This is a genomic window from Paraclostridium bifermentans (genome assembly GCF_964259345.1).
GTDB lineage: Bacteria > Bacillota > Clostridia > Peptostreptococcales > Peptostreptococcaceae > Paraclostridium > Paraclostridium bifermentans_B.
In genome coordinates, this window is record NZ_CAXVJR010000002.1 from 43,617 (window position 1) to 60,543 (window position 16,927).

At 26.5% G+C, this 16,927-nt stretch carries 17 protein-coding genes; 15 read left to right on the forward strand and 2 right to left on the reverse strand.

The window, feature by feature from the left end; genetic code table 11:
* The first annotated feature begins 13 nt into the window (after nt 1–13).
* From thiD to ACEXNK_RS04355, 9 genes are all read left to right on the forward strand, one after another.
* Nucleotides 14–817 (forward strand): bifunctional hydroxymethylpyrimidine kinase/phosphomethylpyrimidine kinase, encoded by an 804-nt coding sequence (gene thiD / locus ACEXNK_RS04315; RefSeq protein ID WP_373600054.1) that lies wholly within the window; start codon nt 14–16, stop codon nt 815–817.
* 27 nt (nt 818–844) lie between these two features.
* On the forward strand, nt 845–1,630 hold the full coding sequence (thiM, locus tag ACEXNK_RS04320; protein WP_373600055.1) for a hydroxyethylthiazole kinase: 786 nt from the start codon (nt 845–847) through the stop codon (nt 1,628–1,630).
* Nucleotides 1,630–2,316 carry a thiaminase II gene (tenA, locus tag ACEXNK_RS04325; RefSeq protein ID WP_373600056.1) on the forward strand — a complete coding sequence of 229 codons (687 nt, stop codon included), beginning with the start codon at nt 1,630–1,632 and terminating at the stop codon, nt 2,314–2,316. The genes thiM and tenA overlap by 1 nt, the downstream gene beginning before the upstream one ends.
* On the forward strand, nt 2,304–2,906 hold the full coding sequence (gene thiT, locus ACEXNK_RS04330) for an energy-coupled thiamine transporter ThiT (RefSeq protein ID WP_373600057.1): 603 nt from the start codon (nt 2,304–2,306) through the stop codon (nt 2,904–2,906). Before tenA ends, thiT (ACEXNK_RS04330) begins: the two co-directional genes overlap by 13 nt.
* A 12-nt stretch (nt 2,907–2,918) precedes the next feature.
* Nucleotides 2,919–3,533: a thiamine phosphate synthase gene (gene thiE, locus ACEXNK_RS04335; protein WP_373600058.1), complete on the forward strand. Its 615-nt coding sequence runs from the start codon at nt 2,919–2,921 to the stop codon at nt 3,531–3,533.
* Nucleotides 3,534–3,554: 21 nt separating this feature from the next.
* Nucleotides 3,555–4,157 (forward strand): energy-coupled thiamine transporter ThiT, encoded by a 603-nt coding sequence (gene thiT, locus ACEXNK_RS04340; protein ID WP_373600059.1) that lies wholly within the window; start codon nt 3,555–3,557, stop codon nt 4,155–4,157.
* Nucleotides 4,158–4,353: 196 nt separating this feature from the next.
* The gene (locus tag ACEXNK_RS04345) at nt 4,354–4,890 is read left to right on the forward strand and encodes a DUF6241 domain-containing protein (RefSeq protein ID WP_373600060.1); all 537 of its coding nucleotides are present in this window, start codon (nt 4,354–4,356) and stop codon (nt 4,888–4,890) included.
* 79 nt (nt 4,891–4,969) lie between these two features.
* Nucleotides 4,970–5,230 carry a hypothetical protein gene (locus ACEXNK_RS04350; protein ID WP_373600061.1) on the forward strand — a complete coding sequence of 87 codons (261 nt, stop codon included), beginning with the start codon at nt 4,970–4,972 and terminating at the stop codon, nt 5,228–5,230.
* Nucleotides 5,231–5,375: 145 nt separating this feature from the next.
* Nucleotides 5,376–6,650 (forward strand): 5'-3' exonuclease, encoded by a 1,275-nt coding sequence (locus tag ACEXNK_RS04355; protein WP_373600062.1) that lies wholly within the window; start codon nt 5,376–5,378, stop codon nt 6,648–6,650.
* A gap of 32 nt (nt 6,651–6,682) precedes the next feature.
* Here ACEXNK_RS04355 and brnQ read toward each other — a convergent pair whose 3' ends face one another.
* A complete protein-coding gene (gene brnQ, locus ACEXNK_RS04360) occupies nt 6,683–7,969 on the reverse strand; it encodes a branched-chain amino acid transport system II carrier protein (RefSeq protein ID WP_373600063.1) in 1,287 nt (428 codons plus the stop codon).
* An 890-nt stretch (nt 7,970–8,859) separates the two neighbouring features.
* Here brnQ and yjeM point away from each other — a divergent pair.
* From yjeM to ACEXNK_RS04390, 6 genes are all read left to right on the forward strand, one after another.
* On the forward strand, nt 8,860–10,401 hold the full coding sequence (gene yjeM / locus ACEXNK_RS04365; RefSeq protein ID WP_373601000.1) for a glutamate/gamma-aminobutyrate family transporter YjeM: 1,542 nt from the start codon (nt 8,860–8,862) through the stop codon (nt 10,399–10,401).
* A 181-nt stretch (nt 10,402–10,582) separates the two neighbouring features.
* Complete coding sequence (locus ACEXNK_RS04370; RefSeq protein ID WP_373600999.1) at nt 10,583–11,089, forward strand: sigma-70 family RNA polymerase sigma factor; 507 nt, start codon at nt 10,583–10,585, stop codon at nt 11,087–11,089.
* A gap of 12 nt (nt 11,090–11,101) precedes the next feature.
* Complete coding sequence (locus tag ACEXNK_RS04375; protein WP_373600998.1) at nt 11,102–11,962, forward strand: DUF3298 and DUF4163 domain-containing protein; 861 nt, start codon at nt 11,102–11,104, stop codon at nt 11,960–11,962.
* A 195-nt stretch (nt 11,963–12,157) separates the two neighbouring features.
* A complete protein-coding gene (locus tag ACEXNK_RS04380; RefSeq protein ID WP_373600997.1) occupies nt 12,158–13,690 on the forward strand; it encodes a phosphoenolpyruvate carboxykinase (ATP) in 1,533 nt (510 codons plus the stop codon).
* Nucleotides 13,691–13,895: 205 nt separating this feature from the next.
* A complete protein-coding gene (hpf, locus tag ACEXNK_RS04385; protein WP_373600996.1) occupies nt 13,896–14,435 on the forward strand; it encodes a ribosome hibernation-promoting factor, HPF/YfiA family in 540 nt (179 codons plus the stop codon).
* Between the two features lie 126 nt (nt 14,436–14,561).
* Nucleotides 14,562–15,452, forward strand: a complete 891-nt coding sequence (locus tag ACEXNK_RS04390; protein WP_373600995.1) for a potassium channel family protein — start codon at nt 14,562–14,564, stop codon at nt 15,450–15,452.
* Here the strand turns inward: ACEXNK_RS04390 and ACEXNK_RS04395 are convergent.
* The gene (locus ACEXNK_RS04395; protein ID WP_373600994.1) at nt 15,442–16,758 is read right to left on the reverse strand and encodes an HdeD family acid-resistance protein; all 1,317 of its coding nucleotides are present in this window, start codon (nt 16,756–16,758) and stop codon (nt 15,442–15,444) included. The two genes, ACEXNK_RS04390 and ACEXNK_RS04395, sit on opposite strands and share 11 nt — an antisense overlap.
* Nucleotides 16,759–16,927: the final 169 nt, after the last annotated feature.

Sequence of the window (16,927 nt, forward strand, 5' to 3'; positions counted from 1 at the left end):
GGGGGAACATTAAGTGGAAAAGTATAAAATACCAACACTTACAATAGCAGGATCAGATTCTTCAGGAGGAGCAGGGATACAGGCAGATTTAAAAACCTTCAGTGCAATAGGTACTTATGGAATGAGTGTAATAACAGCTATAACAGCTCAAAATACACATGGAGTATTTTTAGTTGAAGATTTAAGTAAAGAAATAATACAAAAACAAATTGAGGTAGTATTTGATGATATACCTCCAAAGGCTGTAAAAATAGGTATGGTTTCAAGCCCAGAAATAATAAAGGTTATAGTAGATACTCTAAATAAATATGAAACTAACTACTTAGTAGTAGATCCTGTAATGATTTCTAAAAGTGGATATTCATTATTAAAACCAGAAGCTAAAGAAAATTTAATAAAGTACCTTATACCTAAAGCGTACATAGTAACTCCAAATACATTAGAAGCAGAAGAAATAACAGGTATGAAAATTGAAAACGTGGAAGATATGAAGATAGTTGGAGAAAAGATACTTAATTTAGGACCAAAATATGTACTGATGAAGGGTGGACACCTGGATGGAGATGCAGTAGATGTTCTTATAGGAAAAGATATTTTTGAAGTTTATAAAAGTGAAAGGTTAAATAGGAAAAATACTCATGGAACAGGTTGTACATTATCATCTGCAATAACTGCTTATCTAGCATTAGGATACAACATAGTAGATGCAGTTTCTAATGCTAAAAAATATATTACAGATGCAATAAGATACAGTTTTGATATAGGGTCAGGAGTTGGGCCTGTACATCATTTTTATAAGTTTGATGAAAATAAATAAGTATATTTACATAAAGGGAGAAAAGAGATGTATAAACTATTAAGTAATGTTAAGCACATAAATCCATTAGTACTTCATTACACAAATGAAGTGACTATAAATGATTGCGCAAATATAACTTTAGCATTAGGAGCGAGTCCACTAATGAGCTATTCATATGAAGAAGTAGAAGAAATAATACCTATTGCTAACTCAGTTGTTATAAATATAGGAACTATGAATTCTTCGCATATAGAGTTATTTATAAAAGCAGGTAAAGTAGCTAATAAATTCAAAAAGCCTGTAGTATTAGATCCAGTAGGGGTATTTGCAACTAAATCTAGAAGTAAATTAGTAGAAAGACTTTTAAATGAAGTAAAGTTTGATGTTATAAAGGGAAATATTTCTGAAATTAAGTATATAGGTGGATTTGATGTAAAAGGAAAAGGTGTAGATTCTTTTGATGAGGAAGAAAATATAGATAATATTATAAAAAAAATATCTAGAAAGCTTGAATGCGTAGTTGTTGCTACAGGAAGAGCAGATGTCATAACTGATGGTGAAAAAATGATAAAAATTTTAAATGGAACACCTAAGCTAAAAAATATTACGGGAACAGGTTGTATGAGTGCTAGTTTAATTGGTAGTTATCTAGGTTCATGTGATGATAAATTAAATTCAGCAGTTATGGGTATTTTAACTATGGCTGTATGTGGAGAATTAGCAGATAGAGATGACATAGGAATTGGAAGTTTTAAAGTTAAACTAATGGATAATATATACAAATTAAATGAGAATATTTTAGAAGAATTTTCAAAAATGGAGGTGTTATAGTGAAATTTACAGACTGTTTATTCGAAGAGGTTAGAGATATATGGGAAGGTTACTTAACACATCCTTTTGTAAGAGAAATAGGAGAAGGAACATTACCTAAAGAAAAATTTAAACGATATTTAATACAAGATTATCTATACTTAAAGGAATTTTCAAAGGTGTTTGCTATGGGAATGATTAAAGCAGACACAGTAAAAGAAATGAAATTTTTCAATGCAGCAGCTAAAGGTGCTATTGAAGATGAAGCAGCTATACATATTACATACATGAAAAAATTAGGGGTACCTCCAAAAGTTGCTGAAAAATGCAATTATGAATTGGTGTCTAGTAGTTATACTAGTTACATGCAAGCTACATCATTAACAGGAGATGTTAAAGAAATAGTAATGGCAACACTACCATGCAACTGGAGTTATAACTATATAGGCCATTATCTATATGATACATATAAAGATAATTTAGAAGGAAATTATTATAAAGAGTGGATTGAAATGTATATGGATTCTAGCTTTGATAATGTATTAAATGAATGGCTAAATTATACAAATGAATTATGTAGTGATATTAGTGAAGTTGAAAGAAAAAAACTTATAGATATATTTAAAAAATCAAGTATATATGAAATGGATTTTTGGAATATGGCATATGAAGATGTAAATGAGGAAGATTTAATATGTCAAGCGTAGTAATAATTATTATAAGTATTTTCTTATTTTATTTATATATTAAAGAAATGCGTAAAACAAAATTCACTACAAAAGAAATAGTTACAATAGCTATGTTTAGTTCAATATCATTTATATTATATATGATTCACTTTATAAAGTATCCCCAAGGTGGAGGGATAACATTATTTTCTATGTTGCCAACAATGTTATTAGCTATTTTATATGGTAGATGTGCAGGAGTAACTGGAGGAATGATATTTGGATTATTAAAGTTATTAAATGGGATTTATATTGTCCATCCAGCACAGTTTATACTAGATTACTTACTTTCGACTATGGCACTTGGACTAGCTGGAGAGTTTGGAAGAGAAAGAAAAAAAGATATAGTAAAAGGATGCCTATTTGCTACTAGTTTAAGTGTACTTGTAAATATAATATCAGGAGTAGTATTTTTCGGACAATATGCACCAGAAGGAATGAATGTAGTGGTATATTCATCTATATATAATATATCTAGTGCTGGAGTAGAGGGTGTTCTTGCAACAATAATAATTGCATTACTACCTATAAATAGATTTAAGAAGGTATTAAAGTTATCTTCTAATTAAGGGAGCGATATTATGAAAGACAAATTAAAACTATATTTAGTTACAGATTCAGATATACTTAAAAATAGAGATTTTTATAAATGTATAGAAGATGCACTTAAAGGTGGTGTAACTACATTACAATTAAGAGAAAAGAATGTAGGAGGTAAAGAGTTTTTAGAAAAAGCTATTAAGCTAAGAGAACTTACAAAAAAATATAATACATTATTCATAATAAATGATAGAGTAGATGTAGCTATGCTTTGTGATGCAGATGGAGTTCATGTTGGACAAAGTGATATACCTGTAGATAAAGTAAGAACTTTAATAGGTAAAGATAAAATTATTGGAGTATCAGCACATAGTGTAGAAGAAGCAAAGAATGCTAAAGATGGTGGAGCTGACTATATAGGTGTAGGAGCAATGTTTAACACTACAACTAAAAGTGATGCTAGCATAGTTACAATAGATACTTTAAAAGAAATAGATCAAAACGTAGATATACCGAAGGTTTTAATAGGTGGAATGAATTTAAATAATATAAGCTTATTTAAAGGTGTAAATATAGATGGTTATGCAGTTGTATCAGCTATATTAAATGTTGATGATATATATGAAGAGTGTATAAAGTGGAAAAAAGCTTTATAAAACTTATATGGAGGGTTAGAAATGATTAATACAGTTATAATAGTACTTAGCATAGTATTTTTTATATATTATATAAAAGGATTAAAAAAGACTAAATTTACTACTAAAACAGTAGTTATTATAGGTATGTTTAGTGCTATATCTTACATATTGAATATGATTGAATTTATAAAATATCCACAAGGTGGTGGGATATCCTTATTTTCTATGTTGCCAACAATGTTATTATCAATACTTTATGGTAACCCAGTAGGAATAACTGGTGGATTGGTATATGGGATACTTAAACTTTTAAATGATGTGTATATAATACACCCAGCTCAATTTTTACTTGATTATATACTTCCAACAATGTTACTTGGACTAGCAGGAACATTTGGAAATGAAAAGAAATCAAAAATTGTATTAGGATGCTTATTTGCAGTAGCTTTAAGTGTTTCTATGAATATAATATCAGGAGTAGTATTTTTCGGAGACTATGCACCAAAAGGAATGAATGTATTTGTCTATTCGTTTATATATAATGTATCTAGTGTAGGAGTAGAAGGAATATTAACAACTATATTAATTGCGTTATTACCACTTAAACGACTAAATACAGCTTTGAAATTAGGAGTTAATTAAAGAAGAGGCTAAATAGCCTCTTCTTTGCATTTTATTGACAATTTTATAGTATAGATGTAATAATAAAATTATAGAATATTATTATATTTAATATTAAATATAATAATATGATAAAAAGGGGATATCATATTACTTTATAGAGTTTATAATAAAGTACTTATACTTACATAGTAGATGATTTTATTTGGAGGGGAAAATGGATAATAAAGTTAAAATAGGGATAATTAGTTTAATTTCAGTAGTAATTTTAGGTACTGCAGGATTTATGATTTTTAAAAATGATAGTACAACTAATCAGTTAAGTAAAAATGGCGAAAAAGTTAAGTCTGAAACAGGCAAAGAGGTAACTTATACAGATACATATCAAAGTATGCTAGATAATGCTTATAATGGAATGAAAGATAATAAATCTTTTAAGTTTGAAAATTATAATGTATATGACTTAGTTCATTGGATATCAAATCCAGTTATAACAGCAAAAGAAAATAAAAAGATAGGATTTATAGAACCAAGTCCACAAAATATAGATAAACTTATAGTTGTAGTAGAAAAATCAGATATAAGTCATAAAAAGTTTTTTTTAGAAACTCTGGAAAAGTGGAAAAAAGGTGATTTTGTAGATGTAGTAGATATGCATAATACTGCTTGGAAGATGTTAGATGGTAATATAGGTAAAGCTAAAGGTTCAGATGAATATGAAATTAATAAGCTAAAAGAAAAATATTATAAATAAAAATATTTAATATAATTGACAATATATAAATTTTGATTGTAGACTATATGTGACATATGAATAGAAAGAAGGTAATTAAATGGAAGAAATATATAAATTAATAGAAGAAAAAATAAAAAATGCGGGATACAATGGAGCTATAAGTGGAGAAGAAATATATGAAGAAATATGTGATGAAATAGAAGAAAAAGAAAATGGTAGTTATATATTTATGTCTAAAAAAGAAGATGATATATTCTTTGAATACAAGATAGATGTTATGGACGAAAACTTTAATTTATCTTATATAGATATAAATACTCCAGTAGGAAAAGTACACGTAGACTTTGATGAAGAGTAAAAATAAAAAGAGTTGTCTGTTTTATATTAAGACAACTCTTTTTTTACGTATTAGCACCAAAAAGATTAATCAAAGCTAATTTTTATATAAAGATTATATGTGATATAATTAGAATATTAATTAAATTAATAAAGAGGAGCGAAATATGGATTTATTTGATTTGCTAGAACAAACTAAAGCTAAAGAAGAAGAAATCAAAGAATCTGAAACAACTAGAGGTGACATTATAAGATTAAATAGCTATGTTGGATCTAGGATGAATACAGATTTTAGAATTAAAAATAAAAAAATAGTTGATTTTGATAAAAAAGAAATTCAGTTAAATGAAAAAGAAGAAAAAAATATAGATAATAAGAATCAATGTGTAAGTTGTGAAATATTAGAAAGTGAAGAGTGTACAGAAAAATTACTTATAATTGATGGATCATCACTTTTAAGTACAAGTTATTTTGCAAGGTTACCAAGACAAATTATGTTTGCTAAAACTATAGAAGAAAAAGAACAATATTATGATAAAATACTTCAAACTAAAGATGGAGTATATACAAATGGAGTATTTGGTTTTATGCAAATAATGATATCTATGATAAGGGAGCAAAAACCGACTCATATTGCAGTATGTCTTGATTCTACACGTATGACATTTAGAAAGTTAATATATGATGACTATAAAGGAACTAGAAAACCAATAGAAGTTCCACTTAAAGAACAATATACGTTATTAAGAGAAATGCTTGAGACTATAGGTGTAAAAGTTTTTATATCAAATCCTAGTGAAAACTATGAAAATGTATATGAAGCTGATGATTTTGCTGGAAGCTTAGCGAAGAAGTTTCAAGATAATATACCTGTTATTTTATATACGAAAGATGAAGACTATCTTCAGTTAGTTGATTATAATACTGTTGTATGGATGAATACGTCAAAGGCAAGCTCTATGGCAGAAGACTGCAATATAGATTTAAAAAGTATGAAGTTGCCTAATAATACTTTCGAATATACTGTAGAGTTATTAAAGAAAGTAAAAAAATTAGCTCCTAAACAAATTATTGACTATAAATCTATATCAGGAGATTCATCAGATAATATACCGGGAATTAAAGGACTTGGAGATACTACAAGTATACCATTGCTTCAAAAGTATGATAGCTTAGAGGATATATACGAAGCTATTGATGGATTAGATGATAAGGAATTGAAAGAGATTGCCAACGATTGGAAGAATGAGTTAGGCATAAGAAACCCTATGAAAAAATTAGTAGAACAAAAAGATAATGCATTTATGTCTAAAAAATTAGCTACAATAAAAACTGATATAGAGTTAGATTTAAAGCTAGATGATTTAAAATTAAACATAGATAAAAAGAAATTACAAGAACAACTTGATAAATATGAAATGAAGAGTATAAAATTATTTTAATTAAAGGGCTGAATTATTCAGCCCTTTTAATTTTAAGATATATTTTCAGAACATTTAGTTTCAGTAAGCTTAGATATTAATGTTGCTAATATACCACCTATTATAGCTGGAACTACCCAATTAAATCCTAAAGTAGCCAAAGGTAGTTTATGAACAATATCTATATTAAATCCTAAACTATCTATAACAGTAAGTAAGCTTACTAAAAGAGTAGAATAAGCAGCTCCTTTTAAAGTTAGATCATTAGTAAATACATTTTTAAATATATTCATAATTACTAATACTATAGAAACAGGGTAAATTAAACTTAATATAGGTATTGCTACTTGTATTATTTTATCTACACCTAAATTTGAAACTAGAGCACTGAAAATACATATGAAAATTACAATGTATTCATACTTTAACTTTTTATTAGTAACATCTTCGAAATACTTACCTGTAACAGATGTTAATCCAACTGCTGTCGTAAGACACGCAAATCCTACAACTATAGCTAAAATAATGGTACCTGTAGTTCCTAAAAGAGAACTAGTTATATTTATAAGCAATGTAGTTTGAGCTATATTGCTATCATATAAAGCTGAAGACGTAGCACCTAAGTATGTTAGACCGCCGTAAACTAGTGTAAGCCCTATACAAGCAATTAAAGAAGCTTTTATAGTAAGACTTATTTTTTCGTTTTTATCTGTATAACCTTTACTCATAAATGAAGTCATAACGAGAGCAACTATTCCACCTATCCCTAATGCATCCATTGTTTGATATCCTTGAGTTAATCCATTTATAAATAAATTATTAGAATTTACATCTTCTAAACTTCCTATAGGAGACACAATTCCTTTAATTATTAAACAAGCTAAAGCTAATAATAATACAGGAGTTAAGAACTTTCCTATTATATCCATAACTTTATTTGGTTTTATAGTAAGTATAAGTGTTATACTGAAAAATACTATAGAAAATATATAAGGATTAACATTATTAAATAATGGTAATATACTCATTTCAAATGTAGTAGCAGCAGTTCTTGGAATTACTAATATAGGTCCAAGACACAGCATCATCAATAACTCTAATGTAACACCAAATTTCTTACCGGCTCTACCTATAACTCCTTGTAAAGATCCAGCTTTTGATACTGCGATTATGGATAAGAAAATTATTCCAACGTCTCCTAATATAAAGCCTAAGAAACTTATGAGCCAACTACTACCTGATGTTAAACCTATATATGGAGGGAAAATTAAGTTACCTGCTCCGAAGAACATAGAAAACAATGCGAAACCTATTATCAATGTATCTTTATTTTTATTCATATTAAAACCTCTTTTCTAAATAATTTATATTTTATATGAAAAAAAGCCACATAGTGTACACTATGTGGCTTTAATTGCCTAGGATTAAAAAAACCACATAGTGTTTATCTATGTGGGCTTAATTACAAGCTAAAGTTAGCCATCATAGATACAAACTTTTTTAGTTTGCATCTATGATGGAATATATATCATAAACACAAACTTAACTATAATAGCTAAAATAAAAGTTATTAAATTGTAAAGCTTTAGTTAAGTTTAAATTATTCATATTAACTCAGTTCTCCTTTAATTAAATATTTATTAGTTGTTAGGAATTATTATAGTAGTTGTTGGTTAAAAAATCAATATTAAATTATAAAAAAATTAAGAAAAATATAAAAATTAAGACTAAAGCATTCATAGAAAAAAATAATAAGTGTTAAAAAACTTTAATTCTAAATATAAGAAATTTTGAAAGGAGATTATAAAAATGAATGAATTTAAGTATATATAGATAATAAATACAAAACGACAAAAAGTAACAATGAAAATTAAATTTAAAATATAATACATAAAAAATATAAAATTATTTTAAAATCTATGTATTACATATGAAAAATAGAAGATAAATAGAGAAAAATATATTAATATAGATTAAAATCGACAAATATGAAGATAAATATAAAAAAATAAATTTAAATAAATAATAATAACGAAAAAAATAAAATTATCAATTGTTTTATTATTTAGAAAAATGAAAAAAATCATAATATTTAATAAAAAATAAATTGTATTGAAAAGTCAAAATAATGATGATATTCTTTGAAATGGAAGAGGGATGATAAATTAATAACAAAAAAGTTGTTAATTTACATACAAAGTAATCATACATATATTTAAGGGGGATTAACATGTCACAACCAAGCAATAATGCAAAAAAACTTACATTAGTACCGTTAATACTTATGATATTTACATCAGTATTTGGATTTACTAATATGCCAAGAGCATTCTATTTAATGGGATATGCTGCAATACCTTGGTACATATTAAGTGCAGCACTATTTTTTATACCATATGCCTTTATGATGGCAGAGTATGGATCTTCATTTAAAAAAGAAAGTGGAGGAATGTATTCATGGATGGAAAAATCTGTAGGGCCTAAATATGCTTTTATAGGAACATTCATGTGGTATGCTTCTTATATAATTTGGATGGTAAGTGTATCTTCAAGTTTATGGATACCGTTATCAAATGCTATATTTGGATCTGATATGACACAAAGTTGGTCTTTATTTGGATTAACTTCAGTTCAAACTTTAGGAATTTTAGGTATGGTATGGATAGCAATAGTAACTTTCGTATCAACTAAAGGTGTTGATAAGATAAGTAAGGTAACTTCTGTTGGTGGTACAGCTGTAGCATTATTAAACATAGTTTTACTAGGTGGAGGAATGTTAGTAGTTTTATTAAAAGGAGAATTAGCTCAACCTATAACTAATATAGCTCAGTCATTTACTCAGTCTCCAAGTCCAAACTATCAAAGTGGAGTATCTATTTTATCATTCTTAACATTTGCGGTTTTTGCATTTGGAGGACTTGAAGTTTTAGGTGGACTAGTTGACCAAACAGAAAATGCTGAAAAAACTTTCCCTAAAGGGCTTGCTATATCTGCAATAGTTATATCTTTAGGATATGCATTAGGTATATTTGCATGTGGTATGTTCACTAACTGGAATGATATATTAGGTGTAGAAACTGTTAACATGGGTAATGCGGCATATGTATTAATGAGCAACTTAGGATACCAAGTAGGTTTAGGATTTGGATTATCTGAAGCAGCGTGTTTAAGTATGGGGGCATGGACAGCTAGATTTGTTGGACTTTCAATGTTCTTATCATTAACAGGAGCATTCTTCACATTAACTTATTCACCACTTAAGACTTTAATACAAGGTGCACCAAAAGAGTTATGGCCTGGGAAATTAGGCGATTTAAAAAATGGAATGCCTGTAAATGCTATGAAAGTTCAAGCTATAATTGTTATAGCTATGATAGCTATGGTTTCATTTGGAGGTAGTAGTGCAGATGAGTTCTTTACTATTTTAACTCTAATGACTAATGTTGCTATGACAATAACATACATGTTCTTATCAGCAGCATTCCCTGCATTTAAGAAAAAGCAATTAAATGGAGAAATAGAAAAATCATATGTAGTTTATAAAACTAAAACATCTGCAATAATAGCTGCAGTTATAGTAACTGCTATAGTAGGATTTGCAAATGTATTTACAATAATAGAACCTGTATTAACATCACCAGATGGATTAAAGAAAACTTTAACTATGATAGGTGGACCATTAGCATTTGCATTAACAGGATTTATATTATTTACAGTTTATGAAAATAAACATGGGAAAAAAGCTAATAAGTCAGAAAAGGCTGTAGGATAGATTAAAGGAGAGTATATACTCTCCTTTTTTAATTAATAAAAATATAATAGAATATGGTTATTATTTATATAAGTAGAAAAGATATTATAGTGTATAATATCTTTTTTTGTGTAAAAATTAAAACTTTTTATTATACATAAAACGTCTATATATATGTAGAAAGGAGGTAAGTGATTTAAAAATGAAATTATTGAGCTCAGATAAAAAAATAAAAGAAAAGAAAATAAAAGATTACATAGTGAACAATCAAGAAAGTTTTTATAAAATAGCATATAGTTATGTGAAAAATGAAGATGATGCATTAGACATAGTTCACGATTCTATATGTAAAGCACTTTCAAAAATAAATTCACTTAATGATATAGAGGTAGTTAAACCATGGTTTTATAAAATTTTAATAAATAGCGCTATAGATTATATAAGAAAAAACAACAAATATATAACTTTAAATCAAGATGAATTTGAAAATGAATATATATCCAATGATGTATATTCTGATATAGACCTTTTACAAGCATTAGATAAATTACCAGAAGAATATAAAACTATAATTATATTAAGGTATTTTGAGGATATGAAAATAGAAGATATAGCTATAGTTTTATCTCAAAATATTAATACTGTAAAAACAAAATTATATAAAGGGTTAAGAAGGCTTAGGATAAAGATAAATAAAGATGATTATTAAGGAGAGCTATTTATGAACAATGATAAAAATAAGATAGATGAATTAAAAAAATATTATGATAGTATTAAAATTCCGGATAAATTAAGCTTTGTAGTAAATGATGCAATAAATAAAAATAAAAGACAAAAAAGAAATAGTAGATACTTAATAACTGCAGCATCTGTAGTTGTAGTTATAGGAGTTATTAATATAAATCCAGTATTTGCACAGACACTAGAAGAAATTCCTGTTATAGGAAGTATTGTAAAAGTTGTAAACTTCGCAAATTACAAAATAAAAGAAGGTACATATGAAGCATCTATAAAAGTACCTAAAATAGAAGGGTTAGACAATAAAGACTTAGAATATAAGCTAAATAAGAAATTTGAAGAAGACGGAGAAAAATTATACAATCAATACTTAGAAGAAGTTAAAGGATTAAAAGATTCAGGTTCTAGTGAGCATAAGGCATCAGAAAGTTGGTATGAAGTTAAAACTGATAATGATAAAATATTATCTCTAGTTATATATAACTATCAAGCGCAAGGATCATCAAATACAACTAGAAAATTTTATAATATAGATAAGAAAAATCAAACGGTATTAACTCTTGAAGGAATGTTTAAAAATGATGATTATATAAACATAATTAGTGACAACATAAAAAGTCAAATGGAAGAACAGATGAAAAAAGATGAAAACAAATATTATTGGTTAAATGATGAAAATATAGGTGATGAAAATTTCAAGGCTATAAAAAAAGATCAAGGATTTTATATAAATAATAATGGTGAATTAGTTATATGTTTTGATAAATATGAAGTAGCGCCAGGGTATATGGGTTTAGTTGAATTTACTATACCTAAAGATGTAATAAAACAATTACTTAATTAGTTATATGAAATTAAAGAATATTCAAATAAAGAAATAGAGTCTACTATATAGGCTCTATTTCTTTATTTATGTGTACTTTTAAAAAGAAAGAGAATAGTAGAAATAATTAAAATTAAAAAAAGAGTAGACTTTTTGGATTTATATGATATACTAATATTGTGAAAAAGGTATACTAATTAAAGTCGGAGGGGAAAAATGTTCAACATAAAAAATATAAATGATGAATTATTTGGGAAGGTAGTAGCAAATCCTACTAGAAGTGAGTTAAGAAATTTAGCAAACAACATGGAAAAAACAACAGAATTTAAAAGTGCTAGCTATATAAGCAAAGTTAGAAATAGAAGTGCTAAAAATACATATATAGTAGATGAAATTGAAGTAGGGGTAGACCAAAAAGAAATAAGTAAATCTAAAGCTGATGAAATTGCAGCTAAGGTTTTTGAATATATAAAAGATAAAGAAGTAATTAGAGTAGATAGAAAAATGGGAATGAATGATAAGTTTTCATTTAACTGTAGATTGTATATATCTAAAGAATATGCAAGAATTGCACACATGTGGAATAATACTTTATTTAATCCAACAAATACTGAGAATCCAGACTTAGTAAGTATATATATACCGGAATGGCCAGAAAGAATGATGTTTGCTTATCCAGAGACTGGAGTTACATTTATATTAGGAAGTGACTATTTTGGAGAATCTAAAAAGTCTTTCTTAAGAATGGCGATGTATAAAGTAAAAAAAGCTGGTGGATTAGGATTTCATGCAGGAAGTAAAGTTCTTAGAGTTTACAATAAAGACAATGAATTAAAAGATGTAGGGTTTATAATGTTTGGACTTAGTGGAACAGGAAAGACTACATTAACTATACATGATCATGAGTTAACAGGAGAGGAAAAAGCAGTTGTAAGACAAGATGATGTTGTATTTATGGATAAAAACGGATACTGCGTAGGTACTGAAAATGGATTTTATATAAAGACAGAAGGGCTAAATCCAAAAAATCAAAGTGTATTATATAAAGCTGCAACTAGCGAAAATGCAGCACTTGAAAATATAACAGTTGATGAAAATGGAAATGTTGATTTTTATGATACAACTTTAACTTCAAATGGCAGAGGTGTTATTCTAAGAGAAGAAATAGAAACAACTGATGATACAGTAGACTTAGAAAAAGCAAATAAAATAATATTTATAACTAGAAGAAATGATATAGTTCCTCCTGTAGTTAAATTAAATCCAAAACAAGCATTAGAAGCATTTATGTTAGGTGAATCTATAGAAACTTCAGCAGGAGATCCTACAAAAGCAGGTCAATCAAAAAGATGTGTAGGAACTAACCCATTTATAATGGGTCCAGAAATTGAAGAAGGAAATAAGCTTAGAGAAATACTTCAAAAAAATCCAGATATGGAATGCTTTATATTAAATACAGGAAGTGTTGGAGCTAAAGATAATACAAGTGGAGAAAAATTAACTATAAAAGTATCTACAACTATAATGAAAGAGATTGCTAAAGATAATATAGAATGGATAGAAGATAAAGAATGGGGATATATGATACCGAAAAATGTAGATGGTTTAGAAATCGATAAATATAACCCAAGAAATTATTATACAAAAGACGAGTATAATAAAATAGCAACTAAATTAAAGCTAGAAAGAAAAGTATGGTTAGCTAAATATGAAGATTCGGTAGTAGATGAAATAGCAGCTACTATATAAAATAAAAAAAGTACTACAACTTACATAAGTTGTAGTACTTTTTAAAATGAGGAAATTTACCCCACAATTATTATTATACCACGAAAAAAAAATAAAAAACAGAATAGTAATTAGAAATGTTTTCCTATACAATTAATGTAAGTTAAATATAAAACCTTTAACAAGTACATATTTAACAAATGTTTTATACAAGGGGGTACTACTTATGAACATAAGAGTAATCGGTAAAAATATAAATCCAACAGAGAGTATAAAAGATAAAATAGAAAATAAGATGGAGAAGTTACAACAGTACCTTAACGTAGATACAGATGTAAAAGTAACAATAAGCACTAATAAAGAAGATCAAAGAGTAGAAGTAACTGTAGCACCAATAAAAGGACCTATAATAAGAGCTGAAGATAGTCAAAAGGACTTATACACAGCTATAGATGTAGTTTACGATAAGCTGTATAAACAACTTAGAAAGTATAAAACTAGAACTAAAAATAAAAGACATCACCATCAAAGTATAAGATTTGAAAATATTGAAGATTATAATTTTGATGATATAGTAGAAGAAAAAGATATTCACATAGAGAGAGTTAAAAAGTTTTCAATAAAACCTATGAGTAGTGAAGAAGCAATACTTCAAATGGAGCTATTAGGACATGACTTTTACATGTTTAGAAATTCAGAAAATGATAAAATAAGTACTGTATATAAAAGAAATGATCTAGGATATGGAATAATTGAAGAAGAGTAGATGATAAAGAAGCTGTATAAAATTATACAGCTTCTTATTTAATTTTACAAAAACAAAGTTTACATTTGACATTAATTATAAAATAAGTAATATAGTAGATAGTAATAAATATACTATGGAGGAATTATGGGAAGATTTATATTAACTATAGTAACAATACTGGCTTTAAGTGTTCTGTTAATTAGAAATAGAAAATTTGACAAGAGACTAAAAAAGTTAATTATTAAAACTATAAAAGAAATAAATAAAACATATATATCTTTGTTTACAGAAAAAAGGATGTTAACAAAGGTTATACAAATTATATTTATTGGATTTGCAGAATTTTCGAGTTTTATCACCATACATGCTAGCATTGTTAATAATTTGAAGTTGAATTTAATATCAAATAATATAGAATTTATATTGAAAATAGTTATTAGTATAGGGTGCTTTATAATAGTTCATTACTCTATTGGATATCTATTATATGTTAGTTCTAAGATACAAAGCTTTATACATAATGTTGAACATAAGAATTTAAAGATAGATTTTATATTGAGTTATTTTATGATAAGTACATATTTAACTGTACTAATATTATTTCCAGAGGAATTTACAGATAATGTTTTTATAGGATTAGTAGGAATGTTAATTTGTTATTACTTGAATATAAAGACTTTAATAACAATGATAGCCAATCCACACAATGTAAAATCTATAAAGAATGAAGATAATAGTTACTCAAGACTCATTATTGCATCTATACTTATATTAATAATGCTAATTATAAATTTATATTTAATAGTTTGTTTAGTGAATGGATTAGAAACTGGTGCGTTTTTGAATGCAAAAAATAACTTTGATTTATTCTATTACACTGTAATAACATTTACTACAATAGGATATGGTGATATAATTCCAAACACTATATTAGCTAAGACTACATCTATGCTAATATCAATTACAAGTGTTATATGCTTAAGTGTATTTTTAAGTAGTGTATTATCCTATAAAGATGAGTTGTCTAGAAAGTAGACAACTCATCCTTTTCATTAGAAGTATTTTTTAGATATAATCTTTTTTCAATAACAATAGTATTTTTTCTTTTAAATAATTCATCTAGATAGTTGTAATAAGTACCTGGTGTTATTATTCCGTTTATAGCTACTAAGTCTAGTCCGGCAGAACCCACTATTGTATCTGCTAATCTAACACAGTTAGAAGTTAAGGTGTAATATGTTTTAAAATAACCTGTCTTAAACTTATAAAAAGTACAGTTTGTAGCTAAATAAAGCAGGTTAGTTTCATCTGTATATCTTGAATTAGGATGCTTTTGCTGATCACATTTCCATTCATAGCAATTTGCTTTAATTTGATTTATTTTTGATTTTATAGAATCATATTGGTTTTTATTTAAAGCTAAAGTAAATCCTATCAAAGATCTATTGCACGTAGTATTTAAAAATTGTATATATTCTTTAGTATTAGCTTCAACTAATACTCCATCACTTATTAAAGTAAAAAATCTATTTGAATTACTATCATAAGTTCCGTAAGAATAAGTAGTATTATCAATAGATATATCTATATGGCCAAAACCATTAGCACAATCAGGTGCTAAATGAATAAATATTTCTACGGTAGAATAGTATTTATCTTCTAAAGAACTCTCCTTATTTTCTATAAATATGTTTTTTTCTGGGTTTAGTTTTATAGACTCATTTATTTTTTCTAGTAAGTGCTGAGGTATAAAAGCTGCATATAATAAAGGTAATCCTATTCTTATTTTTCTTTTTACTTTATCAGAAATTACATTAGTATACGATATCTCTTTAAAGAAATCAGATAATAGTGTAAGAGCGTATAATAATATATATATGCCTGAAATTTTAGCAACTGCATACATATATTGTTGTGGATGGAATAATAAAATTAGACTAAATATTAAAGATACAATGCTAACTATTATACCCATAAACCAACCATTTACTTTATTTTTATAAAGAACAATAGCGGCTATTATTCGAGCAATAAAGTTTAAAAAAGCATATATACCAATTATTCTAACTATAGATATACCTAAAAATATTGGATTAAACTTAATAAAAATAGCTAAAGCTAAGTACAATAACCCTATAATTAATTTACTTAACAATCGTTTTTCTTTATTAAAGATATATGTAATTATATCTGAAACTCCTAAAATCATAAATACGATAGATACCGTACTCAAAGTTACATTAGCTACAAAAGTAAAATTAAATAGCATTAATAATCCTAATAATAGAGATGTAAGAGCTGAAAATAGTATTGAAAATGGCGAAATAGTTTTAATAGTCATAAAAAAGTCTCCTTTGCTAGTTGATACATATGAATAAATTATAACATCAAATTGAAAATTATTATAAAAATATAAAATTATTAGTTAAGGTTTATTTAAGATAAATTTAAAGTTTAGTTTATAGACTATAAGTTGATATACCCATATAATAAATACATAATCATATATA

Excerpts from the sequence above, each read along its gene's own strand:
- yjeM (WP_373601000.1), top strand. The coding sequence starts at position 8,860 with ATGTCACAACCAAGCAATAATGCAAAAAAACTTACATTAGTACCGTTA.
- ACEXNK_RS04370 (WP_373600999.1), top strand. The coding sequence starts at position 10,583 with ATGAAATTATTGAGCTCAGATAAAAAAATAAAAGAAAAGAAAATAAAA.
- thiE (WP_373600058.1), top strand. The coding sequence starts at position 2,919 with ATGAAAGACAAATTAAAACTATATTTAGTTACAGATTCAGATATACTT.
- ACEXNK_RS04390 (WP_373600995.1), top strand. The coding sequence starts at position 14,562 with ATGGGAAGATTTATATTAACTATAGTAACAATACTGGCTTTAAGTGTT.
- ACEXNK_RS04350 (WP_373600061.1), top strand. The coding sequence starts at position 4,970 with ATGGAAGAAATATATAAATTAATAGAAGAAAAAATAAAAAATGCGGGA.
- hpf (WP_373600996.1), top strand. The coding sequence starts at position 13,896 with ATGAACATAAGAGTAATCGGTAAAAATATAAATCCAACAGAGAGTATA.
- ACEXNK_RS04375 (WP_373600998.1), top strand. The coding sequence starts at position 11,102 with ATGAACAATGATAAAAATAAGATAGATGAATTAAAAAAATATTATGAT.
- thiT (WP_373600057.1), top strand. The coding sequence starts at position 2,304 with ATGTCAAGCGTAGTAATAATTATTATAAGTATTTTCTTATTTTATTTA.
- ACEXNK_RS04395 (WP_373600994.1), bottom strand. The coding sequence starts at position 16,758 with ATGACTATTAAAACTATTTCGCCATTTTCAATACTATTTTCAGCTCTT.
- thiT (WP_373600059.1), top strand. The coding sequence starts at position 3,555 with ATGATTAATACAGTTATAATAGTACTTAGCATAGTATTTTTTATATAT.
- ACEXNK_RS04355 (WP_373600062.1), top strand. The coding sequence starts at position 5,376 with ATGGATTTATTTGATTTGCTAGAACAAACTAAAGCTAAAGAAGAAGAA.
- thiM (WP_373600055.1), top strand. The coding sequence starts at position 845 with ATGTATAAACTATTAAGTAATGTTAAGCACATAAATCCATTAGTACTT.
- ACEXNK_RS04380 (WP_373600997.1), top strand. The coding sequence starts at position 12,158 with ATGTTCAACATAAAAAATATAAATGATGAATTATTTGGGAAGGTAGTA.
- ACEXNK_RS04345 (WP_373600060.1), top strand. The coding sequence starts at position 4,354 with ATGGATAATAAAGTTAAAATAGGGATAATTAGTTTAATTTCAGTAGTA.
- brnQ (WP_373600063.1), bottom strand. The coding sequence starts at position 7,969 with ATGAATAAAAATAAAGATACATTGATAATAGGTTTCGCATTGTTTTCT.